The sequence below is a fragment of the Methanoregula sp. genome (genome assembly GCF_035543475.1).
Classification (GTDB): domain Archaea; phylum Halobacteriota; class Methanomicrobia; order Methanomicrobiales; family Methanospirillaceae; genus Methanoregula.
In genome coordinates, this window is record NZ_DATKKA010000009.1 from 47,155 (window position 1) to 60,746 (window position 13,592).

The 13,592-nt window shown below is 60.4% G+C and carries 12 protein-coding genes and 1 tRNA gene; 4 read left to right on the forward strand and 9 right to left on the reverse strand.

Going from position 1 to position 13,592, the window contains the following annotated elements:
* Nucleotides 1-5: 5 nt before the first annotated feature.
* Nucleotides 6-1,472 (reverse strand): DHH family phosphoesterase, encoded by a 1,467-nt coding sequence (locus tag VMS83_RS04000; RefSeq protein WP_325410108.1) that lies wholly within the window; start codon nt 1,470-1,472, stop codon nt 6-8.
* 110 nt (nt 1,473-1,582) lie between these two features.
* On the opposite strand from VMS83_RS04000, the gene VMS83_RS04005 reads away from it, so the two are divergent.
* Together VMS83_RS04005 and rbr are read left to right on the forward strand one after the other, a co-directional pair.
* Nucleotides 1,583-1,656 (forward strand) — tRNA-Lys (locus tag VMS83_RS04005).
* A 201-nt stretch (nt 1,657-1,857) separates the two neighbouring features.
* A complete protein-coding gene (rbr, locus tag VMS83_RS04010; RefSeq protein WP_325410110.1) occupies nt 1,858-2,430 on the forward strand; it encodes a rubrerythrin in 573 nt (190 codons plus the stop codon).
* 48 nt (nt 2,431-2,478) lie between these two features.
* Here rbr and VMS83_RS04015 read toward each other — a convergent pair whose 3' ends face one another.
* The 7 genes from VMS83_RS04015 to VMS83_RS04045 all read right to left on the reverse strand — a co-directional run bounded on the left by VMS83_RS04015 (nt 2,479) and on the right by VMS83_RS04045 (nt 10,551).
* Nucleotides 2,479-4,275, reverse strand: a complete 1,797-nt coding sequence (locus VMS83_RS04015; RefSeq protein WP_325410112.1) for an ABC transporter ATP-binding protein — start codon at nt 4,273-4,275, stop codon at nt 2,479-2,481.
* The gene (locus VMS83_RS04020) at nt 4,272-6,047 is read right to left on the reverse strand and encodes an ABC transporter ATP-binding protein (protein ID WP_325410114.1); all 1,776 of its coding nucleotides are present in this window, start codon (nt 6,045-6,047) and stop codon (nt 4,272-4,274) included. The genes VMS83_RS04015 and VMS83_RS04020 overlap by 4 nt, the downstream gene beginning before the upstream one ends.
* Before the next feature lie 111 nt (nt 6,048-6,158).
* Nucleotides 6,159-6,824: a flavodoxin family protein gene (locus tag VMS83_RS04025; RefSeq protein WP_325410116.1), complete on the reverse strand. Its 666-nt coding sequence runs from the start codon at nt 6,822-6,824 to the stop codon at nt 6,159-6,161.
* Nucleotides 6,825-6,893: 69 nt separating this feature from the next.
* A complete protein-coding gene (locus tag VMS83_RS04030; RefSeq protein WP_325410118.1) occupies nt 6,894-7,643 on the reverse strand; it encodes a class I SAM-dependent methyltransferase in 750 nt (249 codons plus the stop codon).
* A 68-nt stretch (nt 7,644-7,711) separates the two neighbouring features.
* Nucleotides 7,712-8,302: a transglutaminase family protein gene (locus VMS83_RS04035; RefSeq protein WP_325410120.1), complete on the reverse strand. Its 591-nt coding sequence runs from the start codon at nt 8,300-8,302 to the stop codon at nt 7,712-7,714.
* A 53-nt stretch (nt 8,303-8,355) separates the two neighbouring features.
* Nucleotides 8,356-9,420 carry a CAP domain-containing protein gene (locus VMS83_RS04040; RefSeq protein ID WP_325410122.1) on the reverse strand — a complete coding sequence of 355 codons (1,065 nt, stop codon included), beginning with the start codon at nt 9,418-9,420 and terminating at the stop codon, nt 8,356-8,358.
* A gap of 498 nt (nt 9,421-9,918) precedes the next feature.
* The gene (locus VMS83_RS04045) at nt 9,919-10,551 is read right to left on the reverse strand and encodes an NAD(P)H-dependent oxidoreductase (RefSeq protein ID WP_325410124.1); all 633 of its coding nucleotides are present in this window, start codon (nt 10,549-10,551) and stop codon (nt 9,919-9,921) included.
* 85 nt (nt 10,552-10,636) lie between these two features.
* On the opposite strand from VMS83_RS04045, the gene VMS83_RS04050 reads away from it, so the two are divergent.
* Both VMS83_RS04050 and VMS83_RS04055 read left to right on the forward strand, forming a co-directional pair.
* Nucleotides 10,637-11,017, forward strand: coding sequence for a type II toxin-antitoxin system PemK/MazF family toxin (locus tag VMS83_RS04050; RefSeq protein ID WP_325410126.1), 381 nt, complete (start codon nt 10,637-10,639; stop codon nt 11,015-11,017).
* Between the two features lie 40 nt (nt 11,018-11,057).
* The gene (locus VMS83_RS04055) at nt 11,058-12,590 is read left to right on the forward strand and encodes a beta-ribofuranosylaminobenzene 5'-phosphate synthase (protein ID WP_325410128.1); all 1,533 of its coding nucleotides are present in this window, start codon (nt 11,058-11,060) and stop codon (nt 12,588-12,590) included.
* A gap of 59 nt (nt 12,591-12,649) precedes the next feature.
* On the opposite strand, the gene VMS83_RS04060 is transcribed toward VMS83_RS04055, so the two are convergent.
* On the reverse strand, nt 12,650-13,540 hold the full coding sequence (locus VMS83_RS04060) for an ABC transporter ATP-binding protein (protein ID WP_325410130.1): 891 nt from the start codon (nt 13,538-13,540) through the stop codon (nt 12,650-12,652).
* Between the last annotated feature and the right edge of the window lie 52 nt (nt 13,541-13,592).

Below are 13,592 nucleotides of genomic sequence, written 5' to 3' on the forward strand. Positions count from 1 at the left end.
CGGTCTCACTCATTTTTCCGGTCCTCGTTCTCCAGGCCCACGAGGTTCTTGAACTTCTGGAGGATCGGCTCGATGGTGATCTCAAGGAGCGCTACCTTGTCGGCCACATTCCCGAAGTAGTGGAGCGGGAGGTTTGCCGCCGCCATGTTCGGGTGGCCTCCGGCGTCCCCCATGTCCCCGAACGCTTCGGCAAGGGCGTTCCCCACGTGGAGCCGGATATCCCGGTTCCGGGCCGAGATCACAATCGACGTGTCCGTGATCCCGTACACCAGCGCCGTGTTTACCCCTTCGAGCGTGATCAGGAGGTCTGCCGCCTGCGGGAGGGCGTCGCGGTTCATCACGTACCCGACGTTGGAGAAGAGATACCCGCTCTGGATCTTCCGGTTCTGGATCGCCTTCCCGATGACGTCAATCGTCTCCTGCGACATGGACGGCGACATGATCTTGTCGAGGAGATCCGCGTCCGTGAGGGGGAGCAGGAAACCGGCATTCCCGAGATCCTGCGGAGTCACGTTCCGCTTGAACTCCTTGGTATCGGTCCGGATCCCGTATAACAGAGCGGTCGCCACCCTCTTGTCGACCGGGATATCGAGCTCCTGGAGGTACTGCGTCAGGATGCTTGCCGTCGCCCCGATGCCGGGCCGGATATCGGTGAACGTGCCCTGCGCAGTGGCGTGGTTCCCATCCTTGTGGTGGTCGATGATGATCTGGATCTTTGTCTGGGGCGGGACATCGTTGTTCGCCCCGGGTCCCGAACAGTCCACCATCGCGAGGTAAGCGCATTTCTGGAGCGCCTCGGGAGTCAGGTGCTCCATCTTGATATCGAGGAGGTTGACAAATGTCCGGTTCTCCTGGTGGCCGATATTTCCCTCGTAAAAAATCCGGGTTGTGAGCGTTTTTGAATTCGCGTGCCGGGCGATCTCGGCAAGGGCCATGGCGCTTGCGATCGCATCCGGGTCCGGGTTCTTGTGGGTGATGATCCCAAGGATGCCGTCCCAGCCGGCAAGGAGCGAGAACAATTTCTGCGAGATCCGGCTCGCATGCTGCTTTTTTATCTGGAAGACCGCGGTCTTTGCCACGACCTCCTGCGGGTAGAGGACAAGGTCAGCCCCGGCGGCCGTGAGCCGGCCGCCGGTCACGGGATCCACGGCGCGGGCGATCACCTGGCCGGTCGGGTACCGTTTCCTGATGGTTGCTACCGCAGCAAGGTTGGCATCCGCATCTCCGCTCATCACGAACGCGATCTCGAAGGGGGGAAGGCCTGCCAGCATATCTGAGGCAGTGATGTCCCGCACGTACGCATCGTACTTCTGGTCGCGGAGGTGGCGCACGCGCGTCTCATCGCGGTCAACGACAATGGCACACTCGTTCTCCTTTGCCAGTTCGAGAATGATGTTGTACCCGCTTGTACCGCACCCGAAGATGCAGTATTTTGTCGGACCTTGCGGCTCAAACGCGGCGGTATCGGGCATGTTAGAAAAAGATGGGCGAAACCCACGTATAAAAGGATTCTACCGGCCATGCCGGCCTCCGTGTTCCAAAACATTTATTCGGCCGTACCGGCCACATTATTAGGCTACGTGGGTCTGTAGCTTAGTTCGGCATAGCGGCGGACTCTTAATCCGCAGGTCAAGGGTTCAAATCCCTTCAGGCCCGCTTCTTTTATCGTGGTTTTCTTCATCAGGGCAACCGTGTTCACACCCCGGTTCCGGCATCGTTCCCCACTCTTCTGTCGCACCGCCGGTCGTGCTGCCACTATCACAATATTGATGATGGCAGGATCCTATCGTCTGTTGAAACGGGTGTGCCGGCAGGGCACCTTCCCGGAACCCAAATCCAGAACAGGTGATACAAACCATGGAATTTATCGGCAGTAAAACAGAGAAGAATGTCCTTGCGGCATTCGCCGGGGAGTCCCAGGCCCGGAACCGGTACAGCTACTTTGGCAGGATAGCAAAGGACGAGGGGTACGAGCAGATCGCAGCCATTTTCCTGCAGACGGCCGAGGAGGAGAAGGAGCATGCGAAACTCTTCTTTTCGTTCCTGAAAGGCGGGATGGTGGAGATCACGGCCGCGTATCCTGCCGGCGTGATCGGAAAAACAAAAGAAAATCTCAAGGCAGCCGCCGATGGTGAGCTGATGGAGTGGGGTACGCTGTACCCGACCTTTGCCGGAACCGCAAAAGAGGAGGGTTTTCTCCCGATCGCAAACCTCTTCCGGCAGGTAGCAGTTGCCGAGAAGTACCACGAGCAGCGGTACAACCGGCTCCTGGCAAACCTGGAGAAGGGAACCGTCTTCAGACGCGATGCACCGGCCCGGTGGTACTGCCGGGAGTGCGGGTACGTGATCGAAGGCACAGCCGCCCCGGCAAAATGCCCTGCATGCGGGAAACCGCAGGCGTATTTCGAGATCTACGCGGAAAATTTCTAAAAAGGTAGTTCCGGCGGAATCATTCCGCCGGTTTTTTTTGGCGCCCGTTTACTCTTTTACGATACCGGCGAGCCTGCCCCGGAACTGGCTCATGTAGAGATCGTAGTAAAACCCTTTTCTGCCCATCAGCTCGGCGTGCGTCCCGCGTTCCACGATCCGTCCCTTGTCGATGACCAGAATCTGGTCAGCATGCCGGATCGTGGAGAGCCGGTGGGCGATGATAAACGAGGTCTTCTCCTTCTGGAGGGACAAAAGGCCTTCCTGGATCAGCTTCTCGGTCCGGGTATCGACATTGCTTGTTGCCTCGTCAAGGATGAGCATCCGCGGGTCGGCCACGATCGCCCGGGCAATGGTGAGCATCTGGCGCTGCCCCTGCGAGAGGTTCGAACCGCCGTCCACGAGCACCGTGTCGTAGCCTTTGGGCTGCTGGAGGATGAACCCGTGGGCATTGGCCTGCTTTGCCGCACGGATGCACTCCTCATCCGTTGCCCCCTCCCGTGCGTACTTCAGGTTTGCCATAATCGTATCGGAGAAGAGGAACGGCTCCTGGAGCACCTGTGCGATCTGGACCCGGAGTGTGTCCTGCTGCACCGACCGGACATCCGTCCCGTCAACCCGGATCGCGCCACCCTCGATGTCGTAGTACCGCGTCAGGATATTGATGATCGTGCTTTTGCCGGCGCCGGTGGGGCCGCAGAGGCCGAAAACCTGCCCGGGCGCCGCGTGGAACGTGTTGCCGGAGAGCACCCGCCGCCCTTTGATATACGAGAAGTCCACGTGGTCGAACTCCACATCCCCGGTAACAGGTGCCATGGCCGGGGCTTCGGGCAGATCAGCCACGGCCGGCGTCTCGTCCATGACCGCAAAGACGCGGGACATCCCGACTATCGCGTTGAGGATCTGGGCATACACCGAGAAGATCGTGGTAAAGGAATTTAAGAGCGAGAACGAGAAGCCGATGAATGCAATCAGGGTGCCGATCGCGGCCATCCCGTTCATCACTAAGAGGCCGCCCACGACAAGGAGCGCTACAATGAGCACCGTGGTAAAGATCGATGAGATCTGCTGGCTGATGAGCGCGGAGAACTGGGCCTTCTCGCCGATCGTGGCCACCCGGGTGCTGATCGCGGAGAACCGCTCGGCAGCCTCTCCCTGCTGCCGGCTCGCGATCACGGTCTTTTCTCCCGAGAGCCACTCCTCGGCAAACCCGTTGAGGTCGCCGGTCTTTTCCTGGAGCAGGGCAAACGCAGGCCCCGAGGTCTTGGTGAGCAGCCACGAGACCCAGACAAGCCCCAGCACCACGATGTAGGCAAGGACCGTGAATTCCACATTGACACAGAGCATGACAATGCTGATGATCACGATTGTCATGACGGCCTGGCCGGTCTGGAGGGCCCCGATGCTGATGTACTGCTCGATCACCTGCGTATCGTTGGTGACCCGGCTCATCAGTTCGCCAATCGGGCGGCGGTCAAAGAAGTTAAGCGAGAGCGTCTGGATGTGGGAGACAAGGTCACAGCGGAGGGAGTACAGTGCATCCTGCGCGATATCCGAGAGGAACTTCTGGGAGACGACCCCGACAAGCCAGATGACAAGGGCCGCTGCGGCAAGGGCTGCGATCACTTCTTCGAGCGGGGCAAGCGGACCCGGGCCTGCCGAGATCAGGGTGGTGGCTTCGCCCATCAGGAGCGAGAATGCGGCAGTGAGCAGGGCCGAGAGCGCCATAAAGACGATCACAAGCGCGAGCCTGAACCGGTGCGGGGCCATGTACCGGAAGAAACGCCGCACGGTCGGGATCATCGGGGGGAGCTGGTCCGCGCCGGGAGACACCGCATCTGCGGTCATGATGGAACTCTCCCGACAATGCCCCGGCCCAGCTGCGAATCATAGATCTCGCGGTACTCCGGGCTTATTGCCAGCAGTTCCTCGTGGGTGCCCGAGGCAACGATCTTCCCGCTGTCAAGGAGGAGGATCCGGTCCGCGGCGATCACCGTGCTGATCCGTTGTGCCACAAGGATCTTGGTAACACCGGCGAACCGCTGGTTGATCCGGTCCTGGATCCGGGCCTCGGTCGCCACATCGCAGGCGCTCGTGCTGTCGTCAAGGATGAGGATCTTCGGTTTTGCCGCAAGGGTCCGGGCTATGGCCAGACGCTGGCGCTGCCCGCCCGAGAAATTTGCCCCATGCCGGGCCACGGCATCATCATATCCCCGGGGAATGTTGGTGATAAACCCTGCAGCATCGGCATCCTCGGCAGCGGCGATCATGTTTCCGTCCGACCGGTCGTCTGCGCCAAAAAGGATGTTCTCCCGGATCGTACCAAAGAAGAGGTTGGGCTGCTGGAGGCAGATGGCAACGGTCCGGCGCAGCGTGTCCTGGGGGATCTGCCGGATGTCGGTACCGTCCAGGGTGATCCTGCCTTCGGTGACATCGTAAAACCGGGGAAGGAGATGGATGAGCGTGGACTTTCCCGAGCCGGTTGCGCCAAGGATCCCGATCGTCTCGCCCGGTTCAGCGATAACGGAGATATCGCGGAGCACAAGCGGCCCCGGTGTGCCCTCCGGGGTCCGGTACCCGAACGAGACATGGTCAAAGACCACCCGGCCTTTCACCGCTGCCGGGTCAAAAACCGCAGGCCTTGCCGGGTCGGTCACTTCAGGCTGCGTATCCAGCAGCTCGTAGATCCGGTCAAAGGATGGCCGGGCTGCAGAGATTGCCGGGAGCACGGTACCGAGGATCATAAACGGCATGATCAGGAGGAAGAGGTACTGGATCGAGGCGATCACTTCGCCGATGGAAAAGCCCGTGCCCGAGAGCACACCGGTGCCGCCGATAAAAAAGATTGCGGCAAGCCCGAGGTTTACCACGAGCAGCATGGTCGGGATAAGGATGGCAATCGAGGTCTGGGCGCGGAGCGACGCCCCTCGTACCTCCCCGGCAACCCGGGAGAACCGGTCGTTTTCCAGCCGCTGGCGCACAAATGCCTTGACCACCCGGACACCGGCAAGGTTTTCCTGGAGCCGGCCGTTCATGGCATCGTACTTCTCCTGGCGCACGGTAAAGACCGGCAGCACGAACCGGAGGTAGGCTGTAAGGAGGATCGTAAAGACAACCAGGAGGACAACCATGAGACCGATGAGGGCCGGGGTGTGGAACGCAATGAGCAGGATGGTGATAATGAGCATGACCGGGACGAGCGGGAGGTTGAGGATTCCCTGCTGGATCGCGATCTTGACATTCTGGATATCGTTTGTCAGCCGGACGAGAAGATCGCTCGGGCGCATCCGGTCGATGTTCCCAAAAGAGAGATCCTGGATATGGCGGTACGATTCGGTCCGGAGATAGCTCGCGGTTCTCTCGGAGAACTTGACTGCAATCAGCGTATTTGCCACCTGGCACCCTGCGGCCACCATGGTGAGCACGAGCATGTACCCGCCGTATTGGATGATCACGCCCAGGTTATTGCCAAGGATCCCCCGGTTGATAAGGGCCTGCGAGAGCAGGGGGATGGCAAGAGTGCACAACGCCCCCGCAATGGTCAGGACGAGGGAGAGAACAAGCCATTTCCGGTAACCGTTCCATACTGTCAGGATACGCCGATGCCAGTTTGCCGCCATGATCTTTTCCGTATTGCTGTACTTGAACGATGCCGTCCAACCTTGTTAAGATTCCGTGACGGGAGGCCACGGAGGGGTCTCAAGGAAGAAAAGAAAAAAGGAAGTCCGGATTTATATCCAGCCCATCCGCACCCATCGCTCGTACTCGTCGATGCGGAAGTCCCGGTTCTCTTCAACGATGGTTCTGAAATACGCCCGGTTCTCTGCAATCACAGCTTCCTGTGCCGGGTCGGCATAGCCGTTCCGGACCGCATCTGCAAGTTTCTTCCCGAGGGCCCGGGCGGCAGGTTCCGCGGCATCGACCGCATCCGGGTTTCCCCCGGTGGCAACGCTCATGCCCCCGACCGAGACCGCTCCCAGATAATTGAGGACATGGTTAAGGTATCCGGCCACCTCGTCACCACCGGACTCTGCCGTGGTCACCACTGCACAACCGTATTTCCCGGCACACTGCTGGTAATGGATCGCATCCGCCAGCCGGTCGAAGAAGACCTTCATCTGGCCGGTAACATTGTCGATGTAGACCGGCGAGCCAAAGACGAGCGCGTCAGCCTCTTTCATCCGGACCAGCAGGTCCGGCATAGTATCGGGGTTGACACAGATACCGTTGATACTGCATGCCTCACAGGCAGTACAGGGAAGGATCTGGTAATCGGTGAGATCGATCATCTCCGTCTCTGCGCCGGCCTCTGCCGCCCCGGCAAGGACAAAGCCGGCGAGCTGCCGGGTCATGCTCCGGGTCGTGCGCGGGCTGCCGTGAATCGCAAGAATCTTCATGGTTGGGGTTCCCTGGCGTACTATGGGGTGCCATGAGTTATGAGATTCACCCCGGGGCAGGGACTTCCGTCACAGCTTTTCGTCTTTTTTCGTGCAGAACTCAAAGACGCATTTTTTATCGCCGGGATGGTGAGCCTCGTGGGATTTTACCATAATGGCCGGTTCTGCAAACCCGGCTGCCATCATATGCCGGACGATCGCGGAACGGGGAGACACCCGGGGCGGTCCATGCTCGTCCGGGGAGCAGGCATCGCAGTCCTCGATCCCGAGCGTGGAGCCGAAGAGAACGCCCCCGTGCCGGAGTGCCCGCCATGCGTTTGCCAGGTACCCGTCAAGCTCGGCATCATCGGCAATCACGTGGATGACCGATCCGGAATAGATCGTATCGAACTGCCCTTCTCCAAAGGGAAATGTGTCCTGTACCACGAAGAGATCCCGCAGGGCGTCCCGGTCGCGGTACAGGTCGAAACCGAGATCGATGCTCTCCCAGGAAAGATCAAAGCCGGTGATATGATCCCGGGGAAATCCATCGCGGAGGAGCTGCCGGATGTTATCGCCGGTCCCGCAGCCGTAATCAAGGAACGGACCGGTCCGCTGCAGGGCAGTTTTGTAATAAAAGTGACCGAGGATCCGGGGTTCTCCCAGGATGGTAAGGATATGCGGGTAGGGCACACCACCCTTCCTGTACTTCGCAACCAGCGTCTCGTAGTAATGCGCCGGGTATATGACGCCGTGTGCCTCCACCCGGTGCATGGCGGCGGCAAGTTCGCCTTCGAGTGTCTTCCCGTCACGGAAGCTGCGGGAGTGTGGGGCTGGCATGAGTGAAAGAGATGTATGCTATGCTTTCCATTTCAGATTTTGGCCAAAGAAGACGCAGGTACGCAGCGTTATTCCCCGGGATCCGTCAGGTTCCTGCGCACGTCCAGAAAATCCGCGGATGTCGAGAGCAGGTGGACAACTTCCGGGAGCGGGTCGGAGAAAATGCCGGCAAGATCAGCTTCGCCCGGCTCGGTGGGGACAAAGGCGAGCTGCTCGTCCGGTGGCGTAAATGCCGCGTTCACCCCGGCCCGGTTGCCCCGGGCGTCCGCCCGGTACCAGCCATATTCTTCGAGCCAGACCGCGTTGAAACCGTGGAGGTAGTAGGCCGGGCCCACGTCTGAGTGGTTTTTCAGCCGCTGGTAGCAAAACCCGGCGGGGATGGCGTTGGCCCGGAGCAGGGCAGCGAGCAGGTGGCTCTTTGCAAAACAGTAGCCTGTTTTGTGCTCAAGCACCGCCGATGCGGAGAGCGTGACCGGGTTTTCTTTGGAATCCCAGCTGTGGTGGATCTCGTCGCGGACAAAGGTAAAGCAGGACCGGGCTACCTCCACGTCACCCGTACAGCCCTTTGCAAGGGCAAGTGCCTGCCGGCGAACGGCCGGGTGGTCGTGATCGATGACCGGGGTCGCACGGAGAAACTCTTCATGGCCTGAATGTTTCATTGCCGGAGATCTTTTGAGCGCGGAAGGTAAAAGGGACGCGGGCGCGAAAAAGATCAGCAGAAGTCTTCGGTAATGTACACCTTGTCGTCTGCAGCAACCGCGACCCCGATCCCTTCGCTCTGGAACGTAGAGGTCAGGATATTTTTCCGGTGCCCCGCGCTGTTCATCCAGCCGGAAATGGTGGACTGCGCAATTGCTTCCGGGGTGCTCCACGCGTAGGAATAAACCCCATTCGTGTCTGTCACCGAGGTGTAGAGGTTGTTCTGGTAAAGATTCTCCGCGATCCCGTACGTGTAGTACGAGCCATAGTCCTTGATGCAGAAGATCCCGCTCGCGTTCCCCCGGGCGGTCGGATCTTCCCCGGCAGGATCGACATGCGAGAAGTAATTGTTCTCTGCCATGTCCGTACTGTGGTTGAGGGCAAGCGTAGCTAGCGCCGGGTCGTACGAGAGCGGGGCAAGGCCGTTTTCCGCCCGCTGTTCGTTGATCAGGTCATGGATCCGGCCGGCAAGTGATGAGGCCTGGAGGGGATACGGGTCATCGGAGACACGGCCCGTTACGAGGGGAAAGGGCGGCGTGGCAGTTGCCGGTGGAGAGGTCTCTGTGGGGGTCGTCAAGGGGGGAGACGGGGTGCAGGCCAGGGTGAGCGTGGGGGGAGGTGTCAGGGAGGATGTCACGCCGGGTGTGGCCGGGGGTAGAGTGGGTGCTGCTGTTCCTGTAGTGGCGGGAAGCGTGAGGGGCAGCGCAGGTGTCTGCGATGCGGGAACCGTCACATTATTCCCTCCCGGCTGCAGGCACCCGCCTGCGAGGATAAAGATAAGGATCAGGAGGAACAGGATAACGAGCACCACCGCGATCCGGAAGTACGGGTGTTTCCAGAACGGCACGGACGCGGGTTTTTTGCCTTTCGGCGCTGCCGCGTACCCGCCACCGTACGCGCTCGCCCCGCCGGCACCGTACCGGATGCCCACGCCCGGCGCCGGTGTTCTCTTCCATTCGGCAAGGCCGGCACAGTCGTGGTTGGGGGGGAGCCGGTGCTCGTCGCAGAAGTTTTTGCCGCAGTACTGGCAGTGAAACGGAAGTGCAACGTTCTTCCCGCAGAATTCACAGCGTGGCATTGTTCTCTCTTCTCTCTTGCCCGTAAACTCATAAGGGCTCCGTTAAAGTGGCGATGAGCGAAAACGGGGTGGCCGGACGTATGCCCTCCCGTGTTCCCTTCTCCGACGGAGAGGCCACTGCACGGGATCCGGGCACAGAGGGTTCCAGTGGAAGGGGTGCCAATCCACTCCACGAATTTTTGTTTAAATCGTTATTTTTGCAAACAAGTCATTTTAATGAGGAATAGACCGTGCAATTTAGCGGCGTTTCTGCACGGGCAAAAAATGGCTCGATGAAATGGTCATGACATCACCCGGTAAGGGAAAAAACACGTTTATTGACCAAAATTAAAGGGGGTTGCCTGGAGGGGGAATGGGATCGGTTTTCTTCCCGGAAATTCTGAGATCTGCCCATACCGGGCTTCTGTGGCTGTGCAGGGAGTATCCGTGAAGAGAGATCCCCTGATTTTACGGTTTTTCTGGTGTCGGGCCGATACACAGGGAAGGAGGACCGGCTTTTCAGAATACGATATCCTCTCGATCATACCGAATCTTGGGTGCCGGCTTGTCGGCAGCATAGCCGATCGGGCAGAGCATCACGGGGGTCAGGTGCGCCGGGATGTCGAGGATCCGCGAATATCCCTTCGGGTCGAACCCGCCCATCGGGCAGGAATCAAAGCCCAGCGATTTTGCGCCATTGAGCGCGTTCCCGAGCGCAAGGTACGTCTGCGCCTGCGACCATGCGGCCTGCTGCTCTTTTGTCATGCTGCCGGCAAACATCGAGGCCATGCCGGTTACCTTCCCGATAACCTCGTCCGGGACATGGTTTTTCTTCATCAGCGCCCCGAGCTTTTTTACAAGGCTTGCATAATCCGCATCTGCACAGAAGACAAGGAGATGGGAGCAGGTCGTGATCTGCTCCTGGTTATTCGAGACTGCAAAAAGTTCCTCTTTTACCTTCTGGTCGGTGACAACTTTGATCTTCCAGGGCTGGAGGTTCAGGGCCGAGGGCGCATACCGCACGAGATCGAGCAGTTCCTCAACCTTTTTCTCCGGGATCTTCTTTGTATCAAACTTTTTTGTCGCGTACCGCTGCATCACGCATTCTGCAAACTGCATGGAATTCCACCACCGGTTCCTGATCGCGATCATGGGCGGACAGGTAAAAAAGGGTTGGTATCACGGCATGCACCCGACCGGTGATCTTATGCTTTTTTGGAACTGTAAAGTACCGGGTATGGGACGTTACAGCCGGGGGGATGTGATCCTCGCCCCGGTACCATTTGCGGAACAGCGCGGCGCGAAGACCCGGCCCGCCGTGGTCCTCGCGATACGGGAGAACGGCGACCTGCTTATCTGCCCGGTCAGCAGCCGGCCAGCCGGTGATATCGCATGCATCCCCATAGGGCTTGACGATTTTACCACGGGAGGTCTCGATCTTTTCAGCGAGAGCTATGTCCTGACTGCAAAGGCAGGAACGCTCCCGGCCCGGGACGTGATCGCTCTCAAGGGCCGGCTTGCACCGGACGCCATCGAGGCCATTGGCGCACAGGTGCGGCTCCCGCGGGATCCTTCTGCACCAGGAACACCCGGCCGTCGTTCCCCACCGCGCCGCTGAGATCCGTAACCTTATCTTGTCCGGCACGCAGGTTCTGTGGATGGATACAATAGGACGCTGTCTTACCGAGATCGAGAGCCGGGTGGGCAGGCTCTCGGCCCTTCAGAAGATCCTCCTGGGGACCGACGGGTCGGTCACAAAGCTCCTGGAATCGGCCACCGGTCACCCGGTTGCGGTCCGGACCTGCCTCCAGGAGGTCGTCCAGGCAGACACCCTTGCCGCAGAACGCCTCGGTGTTGCCCCGGGCGATGCGGTGAACCACCGGATCGTGGAGCTCCTCGATGGCACGACCGGCGAGGTGCTCGTGTACGCGAAGTCCCAGACGCCGGTCGCCCGGCTTGCCCCGGAGTTCCGGGACGACCTGATGCGGGCCGATATCCCGATAGGGAAGATCATCGAGCGCCACCACATCGAGGCCCGGCGGGAGATCCTCACCGCTCAGGTCACCCCGGACGATACCGGCGGGATCTTTTCCCTGTGCAGGAACGAGCCGCTCCTGATGCGGCAGTACCGGATCATCCATGGCGGGAAACCGCTCATCTTCATCCAGGAGCAGTTCCCGTACAACCAGTTCCTCGATGAACGCCGGGTTATTGTCGAAGCCCCGTCGCGCATCCACGTCACGCTCATCGATATGCATGGCGGCTCCGGGAGAGTGGACGGGGGCGCCGGTTTCGCCCTTGACGACCCGTGTATCACCATCGAGGCACGGATGCACGACCGGATTGTTGTTACCGGTTGCGATCCTGCAACCGCGGCACGCGTGGAAGAGATCGCCGACGGGGTCCTTGCAGCGATCCGTGCCCCGGGCGCGGTCGCCCTCACCGTGAGGAAAACCTGCCCTGCGCACAACGGCCTGGGCAGCGGGTCGCAGCTGGCGCTCGCCGCGGCAAAGGCGATCTGCGAACTCTACGGCCATGATATAGCGACAAGGGATCTCGCGCAGCTGACCGGCCGGGGAGGGACCTCCGGCATCGGCACCGCGGCGTTTGAGCAGGGCGGGTTTATTGTTGACGGCGGGCACCGTTTCGGGGCCGGGAAGGAAAAGACCGGCTTTGCACCCTCGTCCGCCTCGCGAGGCGTCCGGCCCCCACCGGTGATCGGGCGACAGGAGTTCCCCCGGGACTGGCAGATCCTGCTCGCGATCCCGGATCTCCCGGCCGGGGCGAGCGGGGCAAAAGAAACAGACATCTTCCGGTCCTGCTGCCCGGTACCGCTTGAGGAAGTAAGGGCGCTCTCCCACGAAGTACTGATGCGGGTGCTGCCCGGCATTGCCGAACACGATCTCGACCTTTTCGGTTCATCGGTGAATACGATCCAGACGCTCGGTTTCAAGCGGATCGAAAACTCCCTCCAGCCCCCTGTGATCGGCAGGCTGCTTGAGACAATGCGGAACGCAGGAGCGGCCGGGGCCGGCCTGAGCTCGTTTGGCCCGGCCTGTTACGGGATCTACGATACCGGGATCCGGGAGGGCGAACAGGCCGTGCGGGCCTTCCTGGACGCAGAATGTGGCGGCGGGACTGCGCTTATTACCACCGCCCGGAACTCGGGCGCACGGGTCCGGGCATTATAACCAGGAGAGCGGGACTACCGGGCAGATACAAGGGGATGGTGTTCCGGGTCCCGGGAGACCTATTCGCCGATCGCAACGAGCATCTCTTCAAGCGACGGGGAGCGGGACTCGATCCGCTCGACCCTCCCCCCGGCCGCCGCGATGGCGGCAGAGCATTCGTTCAAGGTCCCCATGTCCCCGGCATCGCAGGCCAGTCCCCGGTCGTCCTGCCGGTACGGTAAAACACCGCGGTCAAGGCGGGCGGGATCGGGGTGTGAGAACCAGATCGTGTACGTGATCGAACCGAACTGCTCGCGGAGCTCGTCCATGGTGCCCAGCGCCATCACCTCCCCGCGCCGGAGGATCATCACCCGGTCGCAGATCGCCTCCACCTGATACAGGTTATGGGCCGAGAGCACGATGATCCTCCCCTCCCCTTTGAGTTTTCTTAAGTAGCCGGCAATGAACCGCGAAGTCATGGGATCAAGGCCGCTCGTGGGTTCATCGTACACCAGGAATTTCGGGTCATGGATAAGCGAGCGGGCGATCGCGGTCTTGCGCTTCATGCCCTTACTAAATTCGCCCAGTTTCTTACCGCCGGTCTCCAGCGAAAGGGCGGCAAAGAGCCGGCGGGTGCGGAGTGTTATCTCCTCTTTGGAGAGGCCGTAGATCTCGCCGAAGAACGCGAGGTACTCCTCCGCGGTCATCGTCTCGTAGAGCCGTGACTCCTCGGGCAGGTAACCCAGTGTCTCCTTGAGCGAGAGCGGGTCGCGGACCACATCGATCCCGTTCACTTCGAGCTCGCCTGATGTGGGGGCCACGAGGCCGGCCACCATCTTCAACAGCGTGGTCTTGCCTGCCCCGTTGTGCCCCACGATCCCGAAGATCCCTGCCCCGGGAAAGGTAAAACTCACGTCACCGAGAGCAGTAAAACCATCGTAGCGCTTGGAGAGATGGCGTGCGGTGATCACAACTGGTGCTCCGGGTAAGGTTTCTGATGTACTGTGGTGGGGGCAGGAGGAC

What these genes read in the sequence shown, in the direction of transcription:
- VMS83_RS04035 (WP_325410120.1), bottom strand. Translation starts at nt 8,302, where the DNA reads ATGAAACATTCAGGCCATGAAGAGTTTCTCCGTGCGACCCCGGTCATC.
- VMS83_RS04000 (WP_325410108.1), bottom strand. Translation starts at nt 1,472, where the DNA reads ATGCCCGATACCGCCGCGTTTGAGCCGCAAGGTCCGACAAAATACTGC.
- VMS83_RS04055 (WP_325410128.1), top strand. Translation starts at nt 11,058, where the DNA reads ATGGATACAATAGGACGCTGTCTTACCGAGATCGAGAGCCGGGTGGGC.
- VMS83_RS04045 (WP_325410124.1), bottom strand. Translation starts at nt 10,551, where the DNA reads ATGATCGCGATCAGGAACCGGTGGTGGAATTCCATGCAGTTTGCAGAA.
- VMS83_RS04040 (WP_325410122.1), bottom strand. Translation starts at nt 9,420, where the DNA reads ATGCCACGCTGTGAATTCTGCGGGAAGAACGTTGCACTTCCGTTTCAC.
- rbr (WP_325410110.1), top strand. Translation starts at nt 1,858, where the DNA reads ATGGAATTTATCGGCAGTAAAACAGAGAAGAATGTCCTTGCGGCATTC.
- VMS83_RS04050 (WP_325410126.1), top strand. Translation starts at nt 10,637, where the DNA reads ATGGGACGTTACAGCCGGGGGGATGTGATCCTCGCCCCGGTACCATTT.
- VMS83_RS04030 (WP_325410118.1), bottom strand. Translation starts at nt 7,643, where the DNA reads ATGCCAGCCCCACACTCCCGCAGCTTCCGTGACGGGAAGACACTCGAA.
- VMS83_RS04015 (WP_325410112.1), bottom strand. Translation starts at nt 4,275, where the DNA reads ATGACCGCAGATGCGGTGTCTCCCGGCGCGGACCAGCTCCCCCCGATG.
- VMS83_RS04020 (WP_325410114.1), bottom strand. Translation starts at nt 6,047, where the DNA reads ATGGCGGCAAACTGGCATCGGCGTATCCTGACAGTATGGAACGGTTAC.
- VMS83_RS04025 (WP_325410116.1), bottom strand. Translation starts at nt 6,824, where the DNA reads ATGAAGATTCTTGCGATTCACGGCAGCCCGCGCACGACCCGGAGCATG.